At 47.5% G+C, this 23,052-nt stretch carries 16 protein-coding genes; 13 read left to right on the top strand and 3 right to left on the bottom strand.

Annotated elements, in window-relative coordinates; translation table 11 throughout:
• Positions 1–28 precede the first annotated feature (28 nt).
• From Q5076_RS07810 to Q5076_RS07760, 11 genes are all read left to right on the top strand, one after another.
• Positions 29–1,435, top strand: coding sequence for a DUF4595 domain-containing protein (locus tag Q5076_RS07810; RefSeq protein WP_303012215.1), 1,407 nt, complete (start codon positions 29–31; stop codon positions 1,433–1,435).
• Positions 1,436–2,058: 623 nt separating this feature from the next.
• A complete protein-coding gene (locus Q5076_RS07805) occupies positions 2,059–3,438 on the top strand; it encodes a DUF3575 domain-containing protein (protein ID WP_303012214.1) in 1,380 nt (459 codons plus the stop codon).
• On the top strand, positions 3,435–4,754 hold the full coding sequence (locus Q5076_RS07800; protein ID WP_303012212.1) for a hypothetical protein: 1,320 nt from the start codon (positions 3,435–3,437) through the stop codon (positions 4,752–4,754). Before Q5076_RS07805 ends, Q5076_RS07800 begins: the two co-directional genes overlap by 4 nt.
• Positions 4,755–4,767: 13 nt before the next feature.
• Entirely contained in the window at positions 4,768–6,129 is a 1,362-nt protein-coding gene (locus Q5076_RS07795; protein ID WP_303012211.1) for a fimbrillin family protein, read from the top strand.
• 58 nt (positions 6,130–6,187) lie between these two features.
• The gene (locus tag Q5076_RS07790; RefSeq protein WP_303012210.1) at positions 6,188–7,537 is read left to right on the top strand and encodes a hypothetical protein; all 1,350 of its coding nucleotides are present in this window, start codon (positions 6,188–6,190) and stop codon (positions 7,535–7,537) included.
• A gap of 32 nt (positions 7,538–7,569) precedes the next feature.
• Complete coding sequence (locus Q5076_RS07785; RefSeq protein ID WP_303012209.1) at positions 7,570–8,661, top strand: fimbrillin family protein; 1,092 nt, start codon at positions 7,570–7,572, stop codon at positions 8,659–8,661.
• Between the two features lie 18 nt (positions 8,662–8,679).
• Positions 8,680–9,798 carry a fimbrillin family protein gene (locus tag Q5076_RS07780; RefSeq protein WP_303012208.1) on the top strand — a complete coding sequence of 373 codons (1,119 nt, stop codon included), beginning with the start codon at positions 8,680–8,682 and terminating at the stop codon, positions 9,796–9,798.
• Complete coding sequence (locus tag Q5076_RS07775; protein WP_368389375.1) at positions 9,795–10,361, top strand: DUF3575 domain-containing protein; 567 nt, start codon at positions 9,795–9,797, stop codon at positions 10,359–10,361. Before Q5076_RS07780 ends, Q5076_RS07775 begins: the two co-directional genes overlap by 4 nt.
• Before the next feature lie 40 nt (positions 10,362–10,401).
• A complete protein-coding gene (locus Q5076_RS07770; protein WP_303012207.1) occupies positions 10,402–12,708 on the top strand; it encodes a hypothetical protein in 2,307 nt (768 codons plus the stop codon).
• Between the two features lie 14 nt (positions 12,709–12,722).
• Positions 12,723–15,734 carry a hypothetical protein gene (locus Q5076_RS07765; protein ID WP_303012205.1) on the top strand — a complete coding sequence of 1,004 codons (3,012 nt, stop codon included), beginning with the start codon at positions 12,723–12,725 and terminating at the stop codon, positions 15,732–15,734.
• Between the two features lie 62 nt (positions 15,735–15,796).
• Positions 15,797–16,810 carry a fimbrillin family protein gene (locus Q5076_RS07760; RefSeq protein WP_303012204.1) on the top strand — a complete coding sequence of 338 codons (1,014 nt, stop codon included), beginning with the start codon at positions 15,797–15,799 and terminating at the stop codon, positions 16,808–16,810.
• Between the two features lie 371 nt (positions 16,811–17,181).
• Here the strand turns inward: Q5076_RS07760 and Q5076_RS07755 are convergent, their stop codons facing one another.
• Positions 17,182–18,111, bottom strand: a complete 930-nt coding sequence (locus Q5076_RS07755) for a magnesium transporter CorA family protein (protein ID WP_303012202.1) — start codon at positions 18,109–18,111, stop codon at positions 17,182–17,184.
• A gap of 270 nt (positions 18,112–18,381) precedes the next feature.
• Between Q5076_RS07755 and gpmI the strand changes: the two genes are divergently transcribed.
• Together gpmI and Q5076_RS07745 are read left to right on the top strand one after the other, a co-directional pair.
• Positions 18,382–19,896: a 2,3-bisphosphoglycerate-independent phosphoglycerate mutase gene (gpmI, locus tag Q5076_RS07750; RefSeq protein ID WP_303012200.1), complete on the top strand. Its 1,515-nt coding sequence runs from the start codon at positions 18,382–18,384 to the stop codon at positions 19,894–19,896.
• A 196-nt stretch (positions 19,897–20,092) separates the two neighbouring features.
• Entirely contained in the window at positions 20,093–20,674 is a 582-nt protein-coding gene (locus tag Q5076_RS07745) for a DUF3109 family protein (protein ID WP_303012198.1), read from the top strand.
• 9 nt (positions 20,675–20,683) lie between these two features.
• Here the strand turns inward: Q5076_RS07745 and Q5076_RS07740 are convergent, their stop codons facing one another.
• Positions 20,684–20,869 (bottom strand): hypothetical protein, encoded by a 186-nt coding sequence (locus tag Q5076_RS07740; RefSeq protein WP_303012196.1) that lies wholly within the window; start codon positions 20,867–20,869, stop codon positions 20,684–20,686.
• Positions 20,870–21,062: 193 nt separating this feature from the next.
• Positions 21,063–23,021, bottom strand: a complete 1,959-nt coding sequence (gene gyrB / locus Q5076_RS07735; protein WP_303012194.1) for a DNA topoisomerase (ATP-hydrolyzing) subunit B — start codon at positions 23,019–23,021, stop codon at positions 21,063–21,065.
• Between the last annotated feature and the right edge of the window lie 31 nt (positions 23,022–23,052).

Genomic DNA, 23,052 nt, shown 5'->3' with positions numbered 1-23,052 from the left:
TTGGATTTTCTTATTGATTTTAGTAGTTGTGTCTTGTTCGAAAGATGAAAAACAGGATGGGGATGAGGAAGGTGTAAAAGCATTGTTGGTCGGTTTGTGGGAAAGCGAATCGGCGCAAGGAGCTTATACGGGTGAATATCATGAGCGTTATGATTTTAGGGATAATGGGAGTTTCACCGTTTATGATTATGATAATGAGTCTGGATGGTATAATGATGGAGAAGGTATTTGGGAATACGAGGGTGAGAGTCTGACTTTGACTTATACGGATCAGTCGGACGTATTCAAGGTAGAGTCACTTACAGAAAATGCGTTAATCCTGGTTAAGCCGGGGGACGATGGAAATACGACTGTCACCTACCGGAGGATAGATTCACAGGAAGATGACCCGGACGGGAATTTTACTGTTGTCGGACTTTGGGTAGGAGCAATTGACTTTGTCTGTTCTGATGGCCGTCACGATTTGCGCGAGGGTAAGATAATTTTTGAGGCTGACGGTACGGGAATGCTGTTTCATTCGGAAGAGGATTTGCATCCATTCAATTATGATGTTGATTTGAAGAATAGAAAAGTTTATATCCATTTTGATGATGGCGATAAGAAAGTAGTCGTTACGAAGAGACCGGAAGGGGGATTGATGTTGACAATGTCTTGTCCTGATTGCGGCAGCCAAGTGTGTATGGAATTGTTTCCTTTTATGCAGATTCGGGAAATGACGGTTAAATCGACCGAAGGATATTGTGAGGCTTATCTATTCTCGTATGATAAGCTGAGACGTGTTTGTGGAATAAAATATACATCGATTGACGAGGGTGATATGAATGTTGCCGATATATCGGTAACCTATATCGATAACCGGATAGAGGTGACCGGTGCGCTTGAGTATGATTATCCGTATTCTGTGATATATACGCTGAATGAAGACGGTACGGTAAAGAAATCTGTTTCGAAGACAAGCGTTACAGGGGATTCTTACACGGAGGTTTTAAATTTTACCTATGATTCTAACCGGCATTTAAGTAAAATCCGTTCATCAGAAGTGTCTACGGACGATATCATATTTAGTTGGAATGACAAGCAGCTTAATCAAATAGGGGAGTCTGAAAATAAAGTGATTTTTGGCAGTTCGCCAGCTTCTACGCCGCGTGCATCTGTGAATTTCCCTTATTTTATGATTTTCAGATATGATAACGATATCGTGAATACGGCGGATAATACGGCTTTATTATATGCATCTATGTTGGATATATTAGGAGATTCTTCCGGAAATCTGTTGGATTCTGCTGTCAGATATGACAGTGACGGATATTGGTCTAATGTGTTTCAATTTGCTTATGAATGGGATGAACAAAATAGGTTAGTGATGATAAATGACCATAGCAACTATGGGGGCGAGAAAAATTATAATGATGATATAAGTATTTCTTATTATTAATTTTCTGGCAAGTTTGTGTAGTGTAAAGATGGAGTTTCCATCATTCGTGTTTTTAAGGAATTGTAGAAAATAAGGACCGGTGAACTTCTTCCTGTGATGTAAACGGTTGAGGCGAAGGAAGAAACTGAAATATAAAAAATAGGGTTTCTTATACTTTCCGGACCGAAAATGTATCCCCCTTGTCCAGTTCTGACCTCCAACAAGCAAGAACTGGACAAGGGGGATTTGTCTTGAAGCGTCTTTCGGCAAGCAGGTTTTTCCATTTTCAAAGCTTGTTTTTGAGACTTCTTGGCGGTGGGAACAGTTGTATCCGGTTTTGAGAAAACAGTTTACCGTATTGGAAACGATGTGGAAGGCGGAATTTGCAGTAATAAAAAACGACTGTTTAGGCACGATTTTTGATAAAATAATTGTAAAATTTGACTGTTTAGGTATATTTAGTGAAAAAGGATGTTTGTTTAGCTTTGTTTTAATCTTTATTTTTGCGCTTGAATAAATTTATTGGCAAAATAAGCATAAAATAAGGGCAATTAAGGGAAAAAAAGTTTTGTGTTCGTATTTTGCTTTAGTAGTGGGAACATAGCTTGTGAATAAGCTATCGTAATGCAGTGGGAAACTAAAATATGGGAAATTGTAGTTATAAGTGGGAAAACTACGTCTTAAAACAAAGAGTGGGAATCTTTGCAAATGCGGAAAAAACAGGACTGGAGGGTAAGAATAAATGGAGGTTGGTATTTTTTTTTCTACTGTTTATTTTTGCAGTGCAATCTTATGGGCAGGTGTCGGTAAATAACCGTGTCAAAACGACGGAAAAAACCAAAGTCTCCATACCTTTTAAGGAACGTTGGGCATTCAGGACAAATGCTGTGGACTGGGTGCTGCTGCTGCCGAACATAACGGCGGAATTTGACTTGTTTAATTCTCCTTATAAACATTATACGTTGAGTCTGGGGGTCAGGGGTAATTGGAACTCCACTCAGAATTATGTTCCCGATATTGTATATAACCTGTTTGATGTCCGTTCCGAATTTCGTTGGTATCATCGTACTTCTCCCCGTAGTTACCGGCGGCCGGATTCCGTGAAAGTCAATCTGTTTAAACGTTTGAAAGAGGATGTGTTTACGTGGAAACGTTTTCATCCCCGTTATTGGCGCGCTTATTATATAGGCGCGTATGTTGACGCATGCGATTATTCGTTGAAGTTCGGTAAAAACGGCTATCAGGGTACTGCTTACGGATTGGGCGTTTCGGCAGGTTTCGGCATACCGCTGTATGCTTATAAGAAGAACTGCCTGGACTTAGAGTTTGGCGCCAGTGTCGGTATGGTTTATACGGGTTATGATGTGTTCCGGCGCGATGCGGAGAGTAATTGCTATCCTGTAATCCAATCTAAACACCGTGATTTTCATTTCTTGCCATATCCTGTAATCAGCGAGTTGCGGGTTGCTTTTGTTTACCGTTTCGCTTCCATCAAGAATAAATATACGCAGATAGACGAAGCGAAGAGGGAGGCCCGTTTGGAGAGAAAACGTTTGCAGGCTCTCGCCAGAGACTCCATTAACGAGATGCGCATGAAGATACAGCGTGAGCGGGAACTTCGAAAAGACTCGCTTATGAAGGCGAAAAAGGCTGAAAAGCTTCAAAAGGAAGCGTTGAAGGATTCGCTGGAACAAGTTAAGCTGCTGATGAAACAGGCTAGGAAGGCGGAAAAAGATTCCATTCGTGCGGCGGAAGAACTGCGGAAGGAACTGGAGAAAAAGAGCAAACGGAAAGAGAAGGCAGCAGGTGATTCTTTGATTGATAAGGGTTTGCAGAATATGACTGACAGCTTGCAGGCGGATAGTTTGTCTGCAAAGGCAGAGATGGTTCCGCTGGAGCGGATGCCGGGTAAAGGACAGGCCGGCAGCCTTTCGCGGCAACTGCCGCTACACTCGCCGCCTTTGCCGGCTGTTACGGCGATAGGGTTGTTTGTCGGAATAAAAAGGGAAAGGAGTCTTGCATGAAGGGGAAATATAAATTCTGTTTAGCTGCCGTGTTTGCTTGTTTGTCTGCCGGGTGTACTGAGGTCGATTTGTGTGAAGAGGCTTCGCATCCTCATGTAGCTTCCCTGAAAGTCAATTATGAGTGGGGAGACTATGCTTCGGAAAAACCGGAACAAATGTACTTGGTTGCGGCGCGTATTTTGAACACGTATCATTGTTGCTTTACGACACGTGCGGAGGACGGGGCTTTTCTGATGCCTGCCGGCGATTCGGAGAAGCCGGATGTTCCTGATGTACCGGAGGTTCCCGATACGCCGGATACTCCTGACGGGTCGGGAAGCTCTGACGGAACGGGGAATGCTGCACTGCCGGATGCTTCGGGAAAGACAGATGCTGCGGAAGAGCCGGAGACCCCTGTAACGCCGGAAGAACCGGAAAATCTGGTTCCGCAGGATGAAACTCCCGTTTTAGGCGGAGAATATTTTATGATGGCTTTCACTAAGGACGACGAACGGTTGAAGGTGTTGAACTTGCAGGAGTATCTGGATGACCCTTCGGTCAGTGTGAAAGAGATTCGCCTGTGTAATGAATTGTTGAAAGAGGAGGACTATCCGAGTCTGGAGCCGGATGCGGAAGACAAGGAGAAAGTATGGATGGATTTTAATCCGGGATATAAATTCGTATCTTCGCCGGGGCGCGTGTTCGTCAGCCGGGTGAATTATGCGAAATTCACTGTGGGAAAGACATATACGCAGACTTTCGTCCCGTCTGCCTTGACCCAGCGTATTTTTTTCACTTTCACTATGGACTTTGACAATAGCGGTATCGGAAACGAGTCTTTGATTGTGGAGCCTTCGCAATTGTATCTGGAAATCGCAGGCGTCATACCGGAAGTCGGTTTGGCGGACGGGCTGCTTTATACGAACTCTCTGAGGCGGATGTTCCTGACTACCGAAGAAGACGGGGTGAAGACGGAGACGGATGGCAACGGGCGTGTGAAAACGATTACTTATAAAGGGTATATCGACGCTTTCGGGCTGATGCCCGGTCCTGATGTGCATGCGATTTCGGGTCCCGGAATTTTGCGTCTGGCAATGAAGGTCACCCTGTCGGACGGAGGCGAACGCACGATACGCACCTCATGCAATATATCGTCCGAGATTGCGGAAGCTAATCTGACTAAGGCCACCGGATATTCCAATATACGCGAGAAAGTTGTTGATGAGGGAACAGTCCGTGTCTCCCATAACATACAGATTAACGCGAAGAAAGTGATAGCCGGAAATTCCGACGGCGTGAAAGGTTGGGACGAGGCTTTTGTGGATGTGGATATCTAAACAAGGAGTGTAAATGAAACGGAGACATATTCTATTATTTCTAGTTTGTGGAGCGGTGCTGGCATCTTGCTCGTCTACTACTTATACAGGGGAGGAGGACATTCAGAAACCGGATGTAGGTTATGAACAGGAGCCCGTGCCCGTGACTTTGCGAATCGGCAATGCTTCTTATGTAACGGAAACCCGCAGTACCGGCGCATTCGGCTCTTTGTCGGGCGAGAATTCATCGGAGACGGATTTTATCCAGTGGAATAATGCCCGTTTCTACGTATATGCTTTTGCCAGAGGGACGGATACCGATTTGAGTATATGCTGGGACGACCCGGAAAACACGGATGAGAACAGTTGTTTGATAGACGCTACCCGTCCGGGCAAGAAAGACGGGACGGAGCAGGGCGGGGAAATGTCCGTTTTAAGAGGAAAAGAGACGTATATAGAGCAGGAAAGCTATTCCTATCTGTACTGGACGAAAGAGGAGGGCGACACGGACGCCCCCGTTTATTACAATGTAGTGGACAGGGAAAGACCGTATAATTTCTTTGCCTATTATGTGGACGATGCCGAAGTAAGCAATTTCCGGCGGACGCATGACCGCATTTATTTCGATGTCGCCATCAACGGGCAGCAGGATTTGATGACTTCTATGGCGACACCTACTTCCGTGCAGGTTGACAGGCTGAAAGACAATCCCAATAAGGATAAAATCCTGGATTGCGCGTTTAGTGCGTATTCCGGTAATTATGATTTGTCTCCTGTTTTTGAGTTTGAGCACCATTTGACTTGCTTGAGGTTCGCGATTTATCCGGCAGGCGAACTGGAGGATGGGGAAAATTCGGACTGTTACCGGTTGGAGATAGCTTCTATAAAGGTGGTGAATCCGCAGACGAAAGGGGTATTTACCGTGGCAACGAATAATCCGGAGGAATATCCGCTGGGTGTCCGGTTTACGGATTCGCCGGAAGAGGGGACGGCTCCTATTCTTGTACAGAAGAAAGCGGTTGAAGAGGGGAATATTGTTTTCCGGACTACTACGGGCAATTTGAGCGAGTCTGCCCCGTATTGGGAAGAAGACAAGAAAATACCTTCGGAATTCTATTACAACCGGCATGGACAAGATTTGGAAGGTTCCGTGCTGTTGGCTCCGCAGCCGTTCTATACGTTGGAGATAAGGCTGGAAGGAGAGCTGGAAGGGGCTGAATACGAAGGGGAGACTTTCAAGGTAGACGTATATCCTCCCGAAGAGGGCGAAACGTTCGAGAGCGGGAAAGGCTATGTTGTCCGCTTGGGGGTGTACGGACGCCAGCGGATAGAGTCGGATGTGGCAATCGGGGAATGGAAACCGGGAGGAGATATCGATTTGAAACCTGAAGGATAGAGGGGAGAAATGTAAATGCATGAAATGTAATAACTGTATAATCTTAAAGATTGGATGTATGAAAAAGATTTTGCTTGGTACGATGTTGTTGGCGGCTGTTTTTGTTTCTTGTTCTAAGGACTCCGCCGTTCCGGATGAGACGGGGGGCGGGACGGGAGCCGGCAACGAGAATGTACCGCAACCTATTTTGCTTTCGGCCGCTTTCGATGCCGTTTCCGTAACAAGGGGGACGGGTACGGTAGGCGGTAACGGAACGGAGATTGACAATAAGTGGAGCGGACAAAGGTTGCGTATTTACTCTGTGAGAAAGGGAGAAATCCCTTCTTCGATGGAGAATCCCGGAGAAAAAATCAATTGGCCGTTTAAGTCGTCCGATACGGAGAGTGCCGGACGGGTAGGGATAGCTACGGAAAACAGCAGCAGCCTGGAGTGGGATGATGCCAGGGGGCATTTGTATTACCCCCGGAGCGGAGAGTTCGATTTTTGGGGGTATTATGACGACGGTACCGTTAGTGCCGCTAATGCGGACGGGCGTTACAATGCCGGTAAGAAATATTATTCGGTTCCTTTCGAGATAGACGGGACGCAGGATTTGTTGCGCGGCAGAGCGGAACGGAACGGTGAAAACGGAGACGGGGCTTATAGCGCGCAGGCAGCCCGCAAGGGGATTCATCCGAAGTTGCTTTTTGAGCATTTGCTGACCCGTCTGACTTTTAAGGTGAAACGTGAGAGCGGTGAGAGTGACAAAGGGGCTGCCGAAGTCTATGTGCGTGAGATTCGGGTGAAATCCCGTAAGAAAGGCGAACTGATTTTTATTTATTCCGATGAGAAGTATAAGGATGGCAAAGAGGCTATTGCCTGGGAGAATGCATCGGACTTTCTGTCTCTGAAAGAGCGTGTGGGGGAAGATGGCAGGACGATGCAGGATTTGAATGCGGAAAGTAACGGGTATTTGAATTCGAAAGACGGCAGGTTCAATCCTTATTTGCCTGCCAATCAAGGGAAATACGATACGAAGTCCAAATTGAAAGCCGCTGTGGAGAAAGAGGGGCTGACATTGGAAGATGTGTTGGGCCGCTATCATTCGCCGGACGGGACTGCAGTGCCTGTAGGCGAGGCTTTGCTGGTGTCGCCGGAATCGGAATATGACATAAAGATAGTCGTTGCCCAATATTATGATTCAGATGATAACCAGACATTGATTCCTGAAAACAATCATCTGTTTACTTATGAAAAGACAATTAAGGCGGAGGATGTCCAAGGGGGAGGCTTGACGGAGTTCAGTCCTTCTTCCTCTTACAATATAACGATTACGGTGCGTGCCCTTCAAAGGATTACGGTAAACGCCGAACTGGAGAAATGGACTCCCGGCGGTGATATTGTCTGGGACCCGGATATGGAGAAATAAGCTATTAATATTAATATAATTAATGATTGTGTATGAAAAAGAATTTATTGTTTGCAATGGTAGCTTGCGCTACGTTTGTAAGTTGTTCTGAGGATGTGAAAGAACAGGAAAATGTTCTTCCGGGCGAGAATGACCTGATGGAAGTTCAGTTCAACGGGGTTAATGTGGAGGCTGCTGTTGAACAATCCCGCGCATTGGTTCCTGACGGCGGATGGCCCGGAACTGAAGAAATCTCGTTGATAGGATTGGCGAAAGAAAGCGATGCGGACTGGACGGATAGCGAATCCGTATTGTTCAAGGACGCGGAGAATGGCTGCATAGTCGCTGCGGTTAGTAAAGGCAGTGTCACATTGAAAGATGCTAAGGGTGAAAAGGAAGAAACGTATTATTATCCTTTTGATTCGAAGAAGAGCTTTTCTTTTTATGCATGTTATCCTAAAGCGTCTGTAACGAAGACCAGGAACAAAGTGACTGTAAATTATACTGACGTGACCGGCTCTACGGATATCCTTGCGGGTTCTGCCGTCAGCAAATATGCGGACGGCTATAATGCTAAATATTATCGCCAGCACCTCAAAGACGGGGATAAAATAGAAGATTTGCATCCGACGCTTACTTTGGAACATAAATTGACGAAGCTGGATTTTTACGTGAAAAAAGGGGATGAAGACACGGAAGAGCTGAAAGTTAAAAACATTACCATAGAGAATGTGCCGACCAATCTGGTCTTGACTCTGGCTGATAAGAACAACTCGGCTTCTACCCTGACTACGGCTTCCAATCCTTCGATAAAGGACATCACCGTGTTTAAAAGCACCGGTAATGACGACTTGCTGATTCCTCCTTTCCCCGGACAGGGAGAAGAACAGAAGGGGAAACTGGCGGGTGCGGTTGCCGTTTATCCTTCCGATTATTATAAAATCTCAATGGAATTGGTGGACCCGAAAAATGAATCGCATGAGGGGAACGCCATCACGTTATATACGAATGACAAGCTTCCTTTCGCTGCCGGTACTTGTTATCAGGTGGTTCTGACTATATACGGAATGCGTCAGGTTAAAATCTCCAACGTGAGCGTGAAAGATTGGGTGCCGGGAGGCAGTATTGAAGAAGAAGTTAACTAACCAGTATTTTTCTTAGGTATGAATCGATGGATTACCGGAATATTATGTCTTTGTTTGCTCGTCTCTTGCAGTAAAGAGGAGGAACAGGCGGCTGACGGACCGGTTCAGACCGATGACAACGTGGGAGCTGAAATCAGTTTCAGCTCCAGCGTTGTGTCATCTGTCATAACCGATATTGTAGGCGATGTAACCCGCGGCCCGGTCAATGAACTGGGGAACAATGCCAAAATAGGCGTTTTTGGTATTCCTGCTGTCGAGGGAGGCGACAATAGCGCTTGTAACATGACAGACAAAAGCTTGCGGGAAGAGTTCCAGGAAAATCTATATAATGAACCCTATACCTATGTTTCGGGATATGATAATCTGCAGGCAGCCAATAAAGCCCGGTTTCCGCGAGGGAACAAGGCGGCACTTGCATTCTATGCCTATTATCCCTATGTGGAAACTACGTCACGGCAAGAGTTTGAAGGGAAAGTGGCGATGGCTGTTCCCTGGAAACTGAATATAGACGATATGCGTGAGACGGAGGACTATATGTACACCGGGCAAACGCTGAAAGCTTATTCGGAAGTGGGCGGCAGGCCGATTCATCTTCAATTGAAGCATGCCATGGCCCGTTTGGACCTTTGTTTTTATACGACTAGCCTGAAACTCGCACAGAGTAATTATGATATTGTATCGGTACAGGTATCCGCACTGGTCGGGGAAAGCGGGTATATGTCCCTGGAAGACGGGGCGCTTTCTTTCTCCCCGAAGTTTATCGGAGTGAATGACCCGGTACACCCGAATGGGATTTGCTATCCCATACCGGACGGGATTTCAATGACTTACAGCGACCCGAAAGAGACGCCTGTGAAAACCGGCAATCCGGTCGCGTCCTTTCTCCTGCCTTCCAACACGGTGGTGAGTTCTGTCATTTATAATGTGAGGGACGGATGGGGAAATGCGCAGGCTTATGAGGTGTACAGGTACAATCCGAATGACCCGAACAACATAAATATTTCTTTTAAGGCGGGCTGTATCACGAAGCTGCAGGTTAACTTCCAGCCGAAAGACGTGTCTATATCCAATGTCGGTGTAGATGCCTGGGAAGCTGATAAGAATAAATGTTACGATGTATCGATAAAAATAAAATGATGAAGCAGATAATCAAAATCCTGTTCCTTGTTTTCGCATGCCTTGCCGGTTTTCAAGATATTTCGGCACAGCAGGTTGCGGTAAAGACCAATGGCCTGATGTGGTTGGGAACAGTTCCGAACTTGGGGTGTGAAATAGTTACCGGCGAGCGGACGAGTCTTGATTTGTCTGCTTTTGTGGGATATAAGCCTTACGGGAAAGATATCAAGATTGTCGGTTGCCAGCCGGAGTTCCGCTACTGGTTCAACGGGCGTCCTATGGTGCGGGAATATGTGGGCATATCGGCACTGGCTGCCAGTTATAACATTAAATGGGGAGAGAAAAGATATAACGGCGACGCCGGAGGAGTAGGGTTGACGGTCGGTTATTCGCTTCATATCATGAAACGGATGAATCTGGAATTTTATGGCGGGTTCGGGGTTGTCCTGTTCCGCCATAAGCAGTATAACATATATGATAATCTGGACGATTATACGGCAGACGGATTGGGGAAAGTGAATGCTCACGGATACAAATTGCTTCCGACCAAGCTGGGGGTATCCATTTCTTATATAATCAAATAGTTTTTTTAACAGAGTAGCACAGGTCGTAAAGATGAGAAGGATGTGGAAAGTTTTATTCATGGCATTGCCGTTACTTGGTTATCTGTCTTTTCATTCCGGGATGTATGCGCAGGCCCGGAAGACGATTGCCGGCAGAGTACTGGACCAGGAAGCGACCCGCAGGGAGAAAAAGCCGATACCTTTTAATCCTGAGAAGATTGATGTCAGGGTTTATTATTTGAATACGGTATCCGAGGCGGAAGATTTGATGGCGGAATTGAGCAAGGAAAATATCAGTGTGACGATGGAAGCTTCTTATGAGATTCCCGACCCGACAGGTTTTTATGCTGTGCAAGTGCCGGAGAACGGGGCTTTGGTGATTAAGGTCGGCATTGGCAAGCCCGTATTGGAGAAGGTGAACGGAAGGCTGGAGATTACCACTCAGGTGGATGCCGGAATTGTACTGGAAACCGTGAATGTCATCGGTATCAGCAAGGTCGTGCTTCCTATGGAAGCTACGGGCGAGCAGTACGGAAATGTGATTTACCTGAATAATGTCGGGGTCAATGTGCCCCAGCAGATAGGGAAAAACAATGCCCGGATGATTATCCAGCCGTATGTGGTGAACAACAGCCGGAATAAAGAGCTTACCCATTACCGGCTTCCCAAGGTATATGACGGAGAGCAGTACGATTTGACTCAGGAACGCAGGATGGGGTATGATATGGAGAATGATTCTCTGTTGCCGTATATCCAGGAGACCGTACTGACAACGGACAAGGCGAAATATACATGGAATGACACGGTTGTAGTGCCGAATACGAAGGATAATTTTCAGGTGTTTGCGAAGATGCAGGTGGAAGATTATCTGGGTCCCTATTATTCGGACAGCCTTCCTTTGTCGACCCGGTGTCCCAGAAAACCGTTGAAGTTTCTCGAATATTCTTTGAATTCATACGACCTTGACCCTAAGAAGTATGAGGAAAGGCCCAAACGGGAATTGAGGACCGGCGTGGAGAACATCTCGTTGAGTTTCTTGGTCGGCAAGGCGGAACTGGACCCGAATGACCCCAATAATGATATCCAGTTGAATAAGCTGAAAGAAAAACTGTTGAATATCATCAACGGAGAAAGTTCGACTCTGAAAGAATTGCATCTCAGCAGTGTCTCTTCTCCGGAAGGGGCCTATGCTTTTAATGCGGCATTGTCGCAACGGAGGCTTGCTTATGCGCGTTCGTTGGTTTATTCGGTTATCCCGGCTTATACGATGAAGCGCCTTTATACGTTCACGCCCAATGATTCGCGTGTGGCTAGCTGGACGGAGCTGGCGGATATCCTGGAGCAGGATTCGTTGCTGGCGGAAGCGGCTGCTGTGCGCGAGATTGCGGAGAAATATCCGAAAAGCCGGGATACGCAGTCCATACAGGTCAAGAAGTTGCCTTTCTATGACACTGTCATCAAGGAACGCCTGACGAAACTGCGTACGATGAAGTGTGAGTACCAGGCGGAGATTTACCGGGCATTGACCCCTGATGAAATCATGTACCGCTACAAGAATGACCCCGATTACCGTTCCGGCAAGAAACAATTCGAACTGTATGAGTATTGGAACTTGTTCAATATGGTGAAAGACCCGAAAGAGCTGGAAGAACTGTATAAGAGGGCTTATGACTATTCTATCGAGATTTCCCCCGATTCTGTTCCCTGGGTGCTTGCCGCCAACAACCTTGCTTCTTCCTACCTGAAAAGAGACACGTTTGATGTCAAGATTCTCGATAAGCTGATAGACCGTTCGGTGAGAAGATGCAATGTGGAGAGAAGAATGGACGGAAGGCTTATGAAGGTAGTCAATGTGGAAGAGGTTGTTGCGAACCAGTTGGCTATGTACCTGAAGGCGGAGGATTTCGCCAATGCGAGCGTGATGGCTCAGATTTTGCCCGATACGGAGAGGAATGATACGCTGAAAGCGTATGCTTTTTGCCTGGGAGGTTATTATAAGGCTTCTCCCAACCTTAGCCTGCAGGAGATAGACAGGCGGAAACGTACTTTCTCTTTTGTGAAAAACAGTACTCCCGTAAACGGGGTGGTTATGTGTCTGGCGATGAATCAGAGGAATTACAACGAAGAAGCGGAAAGACTGGCTAAGAAGCTGCCTGCCGATGACCCGTTGACCCATTATTTGAGGGCGATTATTTATATGAGGATGGATAATGACTATATGGCGGGGCTGGAATTGGTGGAGTGTTTTAAAAGGGATGAGAAATATATTTCTATAGCCGAGTCGGACGGTGACATCAGGGAAGAGACGTTTAAGGATGCTTTGGATACTTATAAGGCGGACAAGGAGGCATCGCAGAAGGAAGACTAATGGTAAGTGGTAATATGATAAAAAGGATATTTATATTAATCGTCGGGGCTTGTGTCGGGGGCTGGGGACCGGTTACGGCGCAGGAGAACTACTCGCAGACACGGCAGGACTCTATCTTGAACGCACGGCAGGATTCCATCATGAATGCCAGAATCAAGTCTGACACGGCCTACCGGACAAAGGTGGATGCGTTGGAGTATTCCATGCAGAAACGTTATCGTCCGGGGTACGGGAGGTTTGCCAACGACAAGATTTGGGATAATTTATATATCGGTTTCTGGGGTGGCGTGAACGGATTGTTTTCCCGTGCCGGTTATGAGATGAAGGGAGGTTCGGAAATCGGCGTTTCGGTGACTAAATATCTTTCGCCTTACAATGCGGTCCGCATAGCGGGGATTATCAATGAGGGAAAGAGGAAACTGGATAATGAGTCGTGGTCGAGTTACGGTATTCTGGGAGAGCATTTATTTAATGTTACGACTTATGTCAACGGGTTTAATCCGGGGCGTCTGCTCGAATTTTCCACGATAGAGGGTATCGGAATGCACCGCTCGTCACTGGGAGGGGAGAAGCAGACTGCTTTCGACCTGCATCTGGGGGCACAGATGAAAATACGCACGGGTACGCGCCTGGATTTTTTCCTTGAGCCGCGCGTCTCTTTGTTTACGGATAATATAGACCTTTCGGGAGATGAGAACTGGCACGGTTACGATGTCGGATACAGTGCGTATCTGGGGATGAGTTACCGTTTGGGGCGTTCTTACAGCTCCAGTGAGGAGGGTTTCTGGGAAAATACCTTTCTTAGTTTTTCGGAGGGGATGCAGGTGCAGAACTCGGCAAACGCCCGTGAGGCGGGATGGTTGAAGGGGATGGGACCGGCCGTCTCGGTTTCGGCGGGGAAATGGCTGTTGAACTCTTTCGGGCTCCGGCTTTCTGCTTTTGCCTCATACAATACATGGAAATCAGACCGTGAAAAGAATCTGGACAGATTGACTGCTTACGGGGGAGGGCGTCTGGAAGCGATGTTGAATCCTTATGCGTTCTTTGTGAACGATGTGCGTCCGGTGAGATGGGGGATTATTCCTATGGTCGGCGTTGAGGCCGGGCTGATGAAGAAGCAGGACGAGAAGAAAATGATATCCAAGAGTTATGCGGCGCTGACCGCCGGTATCCAGTTCAAGTATTACGCCGACCGTGATGTCGCTTTGTTTCTGGAACCTCGTTTTTCAAACGTGCCTTATTCTTTCTCGCAAAAGAATTATATCGGGACTGTGGAGGAGACCGCATTTTCCGACCAATTGTGGAGCCTGAGCCTGGGAGTGGAGATTCGCCGTCCGCAGAAGCAGGTGAGACAAAATCTGCGGGCGCGGAAACAAGGCTTTAAACCTTATACTTATTCTTCTGTCGGCTTGGGACTGGCGTATCCCATGCAGTCGGCGCGTTATCATAGCCGCAGGGCGGGCAGCTCGCTGACCGCTGCTTTGGGGCGGCAGTTCACTCCTGTTTCCGGATTGCGGGCCAGCATCGATGCCGGCAATATGTACAGTTGGAATGACGGCTGGGAACCGCGAACGTATCTGACGGGGGCGTTGGATTATACGCTGGATGTCACGAATCTTATAGGCCTGTATGAGCCGGAAAGGAAATGGAGTGCGGAACTGTTCGGCGGGCCGGTGTTGACCGCCGCCACCGATTCGGAGAAAAGATTTTATATGGGTGTGGAAGCCGGAGGACGTCTGGGGTTGCAGGTATATGATAATCTGGGTATATATGCAGAACCCAAATTCCGTTGTTATTCGTCAAAGATGATTCCCAATGGGAAGGGAGAGGGGACTCCCCTGCAAATGAATTTGAGTGTCGGGACGTCGTACCGCTTCGGTTCGGGCTACCGGAAGGCTGCCGCATCCAGGGGATTTGGCGATGGAACGATATGGGGGAATACATTTATCAGCTTGTCCGAAGGTCTACAGAATACCATTGGAAATTTGCGGGGCACTGGCATTGGACGTTTGCGAACCCTTGGTCCTACAGTGAATGTCGCTTTCGGTAAATGGTTGGTAGATTTCTTCGGACTTCGCTTTTCCGCTTTCGTCTCTTCCGATTCTTATGCGCGGACGGACGCCCGGACAGGCAGGGATGCTTTGGCGGTCTATGGAGGCGGCCGCATGGAAGGAATGCTGAATCCGGTCGCATTGTTTAAGAGGGACGGCGGGAAACCGCGTTGGGGGATAGTGCCGATGGCGGGGCTGGAACTTGGCATGCTGGTGAAGCAACAGCCGGACGGGGCGTTCAAGAAGAAATATGCGGCGCTGACGGGTGGGCTCCAGTTGAAATATTATGCGACGGAACATCTGGCACTTTTCGTGGAGCCGCACGCTACACGTATCCCGTACACGGTGACGGAGCGCGGGAAGGAAGGGCTTCGGTCGGTCATGGTGGCGGACAACCTGATGAGTTTCAGTGTCGGTGTCGAGCTGAGCAGGCTTTCCGGGCTGACTATGGGCAAGCTTTCTTCGGCTAAAGCTTCCTTTGACGCTTACAACTTTGTTTCCGCTTCATTGGGGTTGGGAGTTCCGGTTTCTCCCGACCGGTATAGCACGCAGAAGTTGGGAACCATGTTTAATGTTTCCGCAGGGCGCCGGTTCACGCCTTATTCCGCCTTGCGTGCCGGGGGAGAGTTCATGTCCGTGTCTACCAGGTATGATAAGGAATGTACATTCTCCTATGCTTCTCTGGCGCTCGACTATATGATAGGGCTTTCCAACATCATGGCCGGATATGATGAAGAACGTTCTTTCGGTACGGATATATTTGCAGGTCCGGTTTGTTCGTTCGGTTTGAACGGGGGAGGCACGCACCTGGGACTGGAAGGAGGGGCACGTGTGTATTACAAGATGCAGAACGGCTTTGACATATACGCCGAACCTAAGTTCCGTGTTTATACCGGCAACTTTATGAATTATAAATCCTACAGGGGTACTCCGTTGTTGATGTCTTTTTCGTTGGGAACTTCCTATCGTTTTTGACGGTCCGGCGGATATGGGGAACAGGGATAATGTGAATTGAAATAATGATTAATGCGAAAGATATGATGAAACATTCTTTTTTAATTGTTGCGGCATGTATGATGGCTGGACTGTCTGCATGTTCCGATGAAGGAGATACGGCGGAAATATGCGGTCAGCCGGCGGACAATGTTATCCGCGTCACGACAACGGGCGTGGCTCCGAATGCTACCGCCACGGTGACCCGTGTGGGATACGAGACTTCTAATCTGGAGGAGTTCGGTTTCTTTGTAAACAATCCCGTCAGTGCCATGTTTACGTACGGCAATGTCAGAATGTCCAGGACGGAAGATGGCGGGTGGAAGGCTGCCGATGAGGTCGAGATGTTTTGGATGAGCCGTTTCCAGCCGGTGACCGTATTGGCTTATGCGCCTTACCGGGAAGGGGATTATACGGTTTCTTCAAAGATGGCGGTCAATGCGTTGCCCGACCAGTCTGATGAACGGAATGTAATGGCTTCGGATTTTATCGGAATGAAAGTGGATAATTTTTTGCCTAAAATCGGAGAAGGGGGAGATTTGACGGAGGACGGGATGGTTCCTGTCACTATGCGGCATTTGATGAGCAAGTTGAGAATCACCGTCGAGTATCCCGGCAGACTGAATTCGCCGGACGCTGCGAATCCGGTAACAGAGATGAGGATTGGCGGGGTGGCTTTGAAAGGTGTCTGCGATTTTGACGCCTGGAAGGAGGATGGCGCTTCGTCGGCCGTTGTGGTGGACGGGGAGTCGGCAGGAATGGAGACGGTCATTCCTTTTGTCGAGGATTTTTTCCAGGGAGATGAAGGGGGGACTGCTGTTTATGAGTGTATCTTGGTTCCGCAAGTGGTGGATAAACTGCAGGTTGGTTTTGTTGTAGGAGGAGTCCCGTATGCCTGGGAGAAGGAAGCGTTGGAACTGGAGGCAGGCACTATATACAGAATCAGATTGAAGATTGTGAGCAGAAAGGTCGAGCTGGGCGGCGATGTTGCCGTGGATGAATGGCAGGATGGCGGCAAGGAGGAAGTCATGGACGAACTGGACATGAAGAGCCGCTAGGGAATGTTCGGTTCAGTTTTGCACACTTGTAAGTTTGTGTGGGCATATAAGCCAATCGCCAATCGTCGGGAACGGGGACATTGAAACGGTTGTTTGAGGGGGGGGAAATTCGTTTTTAGAGGAAATGGACTTTTCATCTGGAACTCGACACTCTTCAGAAACCCGATACTCTTTATCGGTAATAAAAAGGCCGTATCAACTCTATTATTGAAGTGCACCCCAAAAGTTAGACACAAAACTTTTGGGGTGCACTTCATTTGAGTAATGATACGGCTATTTTTATGTTCATCAGTTAGATTCTGTAACTGTTCCGGGTGTTCATCTTAGTTTCGATACACTCCCTTTTCCTGTCCGGATGTTTTTCCCGGTCTTCAAAACCATTTGATTTTCCTGAATACCACAAATGCCAGTGCGGATAGTATCGCCGAACAGAATATGATGATGGCGAATGCATGCGAGGTTCCTTCCAGATGGATGTCTACGTTCATGCCATAGAAGCTGGCAATCAGGGTCGGAATCATCAGGGTGATGGAGAGGCTGGTCATGCGTTTCATGATGGCGTTCACATTGTTCGAGATGATGGAAGCGAAGGCATCCATTGTCCCCGTAAGGATGTCGCTATAGATATTCACCGTGTTGAGCGCCTGTTTCAGTTCGATGATTACGTCTTCCACCAGTTCGGTATCCAGATAGTCCGTATCTTGGAAAATCGTTTTCAGCTTGCCTATCATCACTTCATTGCCGCGGATGGAAGTATTGAAATAAACCAGCGTTTTCTGCAGCTTCATCAGGCGGAGCAAATCTTCGTTACGGATGCTGCGTTCCAGCTCTTTTTCTGCCGCGCTGATGTCTAAGTTGATTTGTTTCAGGTATTTGAGAAACCATACGGCGGATGAATAGATAAGCCGGAAAATCAGGTCGAGTTTGTTGCGGACAACAATTCCTTTCCTGCGCGTATGCTCGATGAAGTCCGGTATCAGGTCTGTATCGTGATAGCAGACGGACACGATGATTTCATTGTTGGTTATGATGCCGATGGGCACAGTACTGAAAGGCAAGCTGCCGTTCTGCTTGTTCTGTACGGGAATTCGCAGGATGGTGAGGAGCCAGTTGCCTTCCGTGTCCGTACGCGGGCGTTCGTCCGTATCGGCTATGTCGTCCAGGAATGATTCGGGGACCTTGAGGGTTTGCGTCAGGAATTTGAAATCATCGTCATCCGGGCATACTACATTCACCCAACTGTTGGGAAGCCACTGCGCTTTCTCTACGAAGCCGGCCTCACAATAAAGATATGTTCTCATCTTATTGCCTCCTTTCGTTTGTTTTCCACGAGCAGAGGCATCGGGCAGCAATGACTCTGTTCGCTTTAGTTAATACTGTAATTACACGTTCGCGGGTTTGAATCGTCCATATTTCTATGATTTAATTTAAAAGCGTTGCAAAAGTACGGAAAATAGTTGGAATACTGGCTGGCAGTCAGATTGCTTAACATAGATTAAGCGTCGACATAATCATCTTTTTTGTACCTTTGCGCCCGAAAATCAGAGTGATAATTTAAATATTGAAATATTATGAGTAAGAAAGCCCTTTTAATGATTCTCGACGGTTGGGGATTAGGCGACCACAAGAAAGACGACGTAATCTTCAACACTCCCACTCCTTACTGGGATTATCTGATGAACACTTATCCTCATTCCCAACTTCAGGCGAGCGGCGAAAACGTTGGCCTGCCCGACGGACAGATGGGTAACTCTGAAGTAGGACACTTGAATATCGGCGCCGGGCGTGTGGTTTACCAGGATTTGGTAAAGATTAACCGTGCATGTGCCGACAATAGCATTCTTGAAAATCCGGAGATTGTCTCCGCTTTCTCTTATGCCAAGGAAAACGGAAAGAACGTTCACTTCATGGGGCTGACTTCCAACGGCGGCGTACACAGTTCGCTTGTACATCTTTTCAAACTTTGTGACATCGCTAAGGAATACGATATCGAGAATACATTCATCCATTGTTTCATGGATGGCCGCGATACGGACCCGAAGAGCGGCAAGGGATTTATCGAAGAGCTCGCCGCGCACTGTGAAAAGTCGGCGGGAAAGATTGCTTCCATCATCGGCCGTTATTACGCCATGGACCGTGACAAACGTTGGGAACGGGTGAAAGAGGCTTATGACTTGTTGGTGAACGGAGAAGGTAAAAAAGCCGCCGATATGGTCCGGGCAATGCAGGAGTCTTATGACGAAGGCGTGACGGACGAATTTATCAAACCGATTGTGAATTCCAATTTTGACGGAACTATCAAGGAAGGCGATGTGGTGATTTTCTTCAACTATCGTAACGACCGCGCAAAAGAACTGACGGTGGTGCTGACCCAGCAGGATATGCCGGAAGCGGGCATGCATACGATACCGGGATTGCAATATTATTGCATGACTCCGTATGACGCATCTTTCAAGGGTGTCCATATTTTGTTCGATAAGGAGAATGTCGCTAATACGTTGGGCGAATATCTTGCTGCCAAAGGTTTGAAGCAGCTTCATATTGCTGAAACTGAAAAGTACGCCCATGTGACGTTCTTCTTCAACGGCGGCCGTGAGACTCCTTACGAAAATGAAGACCGCATATTGGTTCCTTCTCCGAAGGTCGCTACTTATGACTTGAAACCGGAAATGAGCGCGTATGAAGTGAAAGACAAGCTGGTAGCCGCTATCAATGAAAATAAATATGATTTCATTGTCGTGAATTTCGCCAACGGCGACATGGTAGGTCATACAGGTGTTTATGAAGCTATCGAAAAAGCTGTCGTTGCCGTAGATGCTTGTGTGAAGGATGTCATTGAGGCGGCGAAGGCGCAGGATTACGAAGCGATTATCATTGCCGACCACGGTAATGCCGACCATGCCTTGAACGAAGACGGCACTCCGAATACCGCCCATTCCCTGAATCCGGTTCCTTGCGTTTATGTGACGGAAAACAAAGCGGCGGAAGTAGAAGACGGCCGTCTGGCGGATGTCGCTCCTACTATCCTGAAGATTATGGGATTGGAGGTTCCGGCGGAAATGAACGGAAAAGTTTTGATTAAATAATTTCTTTCTATAATTGGAGGAGGCTGTATCAAAATGAAGATAAGCCTGTCATGCCGGCTGTTTTGAAAGGAAGGAGAGAAGGGATTTCTTCTCTCTTTTTCGGTAAGAGGAGGGATACCTCCCGTTCAAAGATGGCGGAATAACATGGCGGTCGGTTTTGTTTTTGGTACAGCCTCTTTTGTCTCATGTAAGTTTTATGGTTCAGATTGATGATGTAGTTGTCTCATTTGACGTATTTAAAGAAAAATTTCTCTGTAACCTGGATGCCTGTAAAGGAGAATGCTGCATTGAGGGGGATGCCGGGGCGCCGGTGGAGTTGGATGAGGTAATGAAGCTGGAAGAAGTGTTGCCTGTTATCTGGAATGAGCTAGCGCCGGAGGCACGTGCGGTGATAGAACAGCAGGGAGTGGTATATACGGACGAGGAAGGTGACTTGGTGACTTCTATCGTGAATAATAAAGACTGTGTTTTTACTTGTTATGACGAGAAGGGGTGTTGTTATTGCGCCATTGAAAAGGCTTACCGGGAGGGGAAAACGGATTTTTATAAACCGGTGTCATGTCATCTTTATCCTATTCGTATCGGGGATTACGGCCCTTATAAAGCTGTGAACTATCATCGTTGGGATGTATGTAAAGCGGCGGTTTTGCTGGGGAAAAAAGAAAATGTGGCTGTTTATCAATTCCTGAAAGAACCCTTAATCCGCAAATTCGGCGGGAAGTGGTATGAAGAACTGGAAACCGTTGCCGAAGAGTTGAAGAGGCAGCATTTTATCTGATTGTTTTCCTTATTTCCTGCGGGTACGGAATAACTGATACGACAGAATGCATAAGGCTGCTACCGTTATGCATGTCGGCGTAATCCATACTTCCGGATGGATAATCACCAGGAAGATGCAGGTAATGGTGATACAGGCTGTCAGTACGATAAGGAATAACCTGATTTTTGCGAATAACGGGTTAGTAGTTTTCATCTTACAGTTGTTGTTTATAATTGCTCTTTTCTTGGGTTTTATACAAAGTTACGATTTTGCCTGAGAATGCTGCTTCCTTTAGTTTTTATTAAGATATAGACAAAGAAAAACGCCGGGTGGAAGATGTTCTTCCGTTCCCGGCGTTTCCTCGTTGTAAGATGTGAGGATGGTTTATAAAAATGAATTTATCAAATTATGTATCGATATTCGCATATGTCGCGTTTTCCTCGATGAACTCGCGGCGTGGCCCTACGTCTTCGCCCATCAGCATGGAGAAGATATAGTCGGCTTCTGCGGCATTGTCGATATTCACCTGTTTCAACATACGGTTTTCGGGGTCCATGGTTGTTTCCCATAACTGTTGGGCATTCATCTCACCCAAACCTTTGTAGCGCTGTGTATGGATTGCACTTTCCGAACCGCCGCCGTAGGTATCTATAAACTTCTGGCGCTGTGCGTCTGTCCAGCAGTATTCTTCAATCTTGCCTTTCTTGCAGAGGTAGAGCGGGGGAGTAGCGATGTACAGGTATCCGTTCTGGATAATCTGCGGCATATAGCGGAAGAAGAAGGTCATAATCAATGTGTCGATGTGCGAACCATCGACATCGGCATCGGTCATGATGATGATTTTATGGTAGCGCAACTTTTCGATATTCGCTTCTTTGCTGTCTTCTTCGGTTCCGATGGTAACGCCCAGTGCGGTATATATGTTGCGGATTTCTTCGCTCTCCAATGCTTTGTGGTACATTGCTTTCTCTACGTTCAGAATCTTACCGCGCAGCGGGAGGATAGCCTGGAACATGCGGTTACGCCCTTGTTTGGCAGTACCGCCTGCCGAATCTCCCTCGACGAGGAACAATTCGCATTTTGCAGGGTCTTTGTCCGAACAGTCGGCCAGTTTACCCGGCAGGCCGCCGCCTGACATCGGAGATTTGCGTTGCACCATTTCACGTGCCTTCCTTGCTGCATGGCGTGCGGTAGCTGCCAGAATCACCTTGTCTACAATCGCTTTGGCCTCTTTCGGATGTTCTTCCAGGTAGTATGATAAAACTTCGCCTACTGCCTGGTCTACGGCTCCCATAACTTCGTTGTTGCCCAACTTGGTCTTGGTCTGCCCTTCAAATTGCGGTTCTGCCACTTTTACGGAAATAACGGCGGTCAGTCCTTCCCGGAAGTCGTCTCCGGAGATTTCCACTTTCACCTTTTCCAGCATTTTACTGTCTTCCGCATACTTTTTCAGCGTGCGGGTCAGGGCGCGGCGGAATCCTGCAAGGTGTGTACCTCCTTCAATCGTGTTGATATTGTTGACGTAAGAATGGACATTCTCGGAAAAGCCCGTATTGTACATGATTGCCACTTCAATGGGGATTCCTTGTTTTTCGGAGTTCAGATAGATAACGTCATTGATTAGGTGTTCGCGCGAAGATTCGATAAAACGGACGAATTCCCTCAATCCTTCTTCCGAATAGAACTGTTCGTTTTTGAAGCTGCCGTCTTCATTCACTGTCCGGCGGTCGGTCAGGGAGATGCGCAGGCCGGCATTCAGGTAAGCCAGTTCGCGCAGGCGCGAAGCCAGAATCTTGTAGTCATATACTGTTTCAGTAAAAATCGTCGCATCCGGCCAGAACTGTTGGCGGGTTCCCGTGATGTCGGCAGTGCCTACCTCTTTCACCGGATAAAGCGGCTTGCCTATCTCATATTCCTGCTGGTAGATTTTGCCGTTGCGGAATACCTGTGTAGTCATGTGGGTGGACAGCGCGTTTACGCAGGACATACCTACACCGTGTAGACCTCCGGATACTTTGTAGGAACCTTTGTCGAATTTACCTCCGGCGTGCAGGACTGTCATAGCTACTTCCAGCGCCGATTTCTTTTCCTTTTCGTGGAAATCGACCGGAATACCGCGTCCGTTGTCCTGTACTGTGATAGAGTTATCTTCGTTGATTGTCACTTCGATATGGTCGCAATAGCCCGCCAAGGCTTCGTCGATAGAGTTGTCAACGATTTCATATACCAAATGGTGAAGTCCCTTTACGCTGATGTCTCCGATGTACATCGCAGGGCGTTTTCTTACTGCTTCGAGACCTTCCAATACCTGGATGCTATCCGCAGAATAAGACCCGCTATCGGGAGTGATTTGTTCTTCGCTCATAATTGCCTTTCTAACTTTAATAACAGAGCAA

This window comes from uncultured Bacteroides sp., assembly GCF_958445495.1.
In the GTDB taxonomy this organism is placed as follows: domain Bacteria; phylum Bacteroidota; class Bacteroidia; order Bacteroidales; family Bacteroidaceae; genus Bacteroides.
The sequence above is the reverse complement of the archived record's forward strand: the minus strand, read 5'-3'. Positions and strand labels throughout refer to the sequence as shown.

Coding starts and splice junctions, on each gene's coding strand:
- Q5076_RS07805 (WP_303012214.1), top strand. CDS start 2,059: ATGGGAAATTGTAGTTATAAGTGGGAAAACTACGTCTTAAAACAAAGA.
- Q5076_RS07800 (WP_303012212.1), top strand. CDS start 3,435: ATGAAGGGGAAATATAAATTCTGTTTAGCTGCCGTGTTTGCTTGTTTG.
- Q5076_RS07795 (WP_303012211.1), top strand. CDS start 4,768: ATGAAACGGAGACATATTCTATTATTTCTAGTTTGTGGAGCGGTGCTG.
- Q5076_RS07790 (WP_303012210.1), top strand. CDS start 6,188: ATGAAAAAGATTTTGCTTGGTACGATGTTGTTGGCGGCTGTTTTTGTT.
- Q5076_RS07785 (WP_303012209.1), top strand. CDS start 7,570: ATGAAAAAGAATTTATTGTTTGCAATGGTAGCTTGCGCTACGTTTGTA.
- Q5076_RS07780 (WP_303012208.1), top strand. CDS start 8,680: ATGAATCGATGGATTACCGGAATATTATGTCTTTGTTTGCTCGTCTCT.
- Q5076_RS07775 (WP_368389375.1), top strand. CDS start 9,795: ATGATGAAGCAGATAATCAAAATCCTGTTCCTTGTTTTCGCATGCCTT.
- Q5076_RS07770 (WP_303012207.1), top strand. CDS start 10,402: ATGTGGAAAGTTTTATTCATGGCATTGCCGTTACTTGGTTATCTGTCT.
- Q5076_RS07765 (WP_303012205.1), top strand. CDS start 12,723: ATGATAAAAAGGATATTTATATTAATCGTCGGGGCTTGTGTCGGGGGC.
- Q5076_RS07760 (WP_303012204.1), top strand. CDS start 15,797: ATGATGAAACATTCTTTTTTAATTGTTGCGGCATGTATGATGGCTGGA.
- Q5076_RS07755 (WP_303012202.1), bottom strand. CDS start 18,111: ATGAGAACATATCTTTATTGTGAGGCCGGCTTCGTAGAGAAAGCGCAG.
- gpmI (WP_303012200.1), top strand. CDS start 18,382: ATGAGTAAGAAAGCCCTTTTAATGATTCTCGACGGTTGGGGATTAGGC.
- Q5076_RS07745 (WP_303012198.1), top strand. CDS start 20,093: ATGGTTCAGATTGATGATGTAGTTGTCTCATTTGACGTATTTAAAGAA.
- Q5076_RS07740 (WP_303012196.1), bottom strand. CDS start 20,869: ATGAAAACTACTAACCCGTTATTCGCAAAAATCAGGTTATTCCTTATC.
- gyrB (WP_303012194.1), bottom strand. CDS start 23,021: ATGAGCGAAGAACAAATCACTCCCGATAGCGGGTCTTATTCTGCGGAT.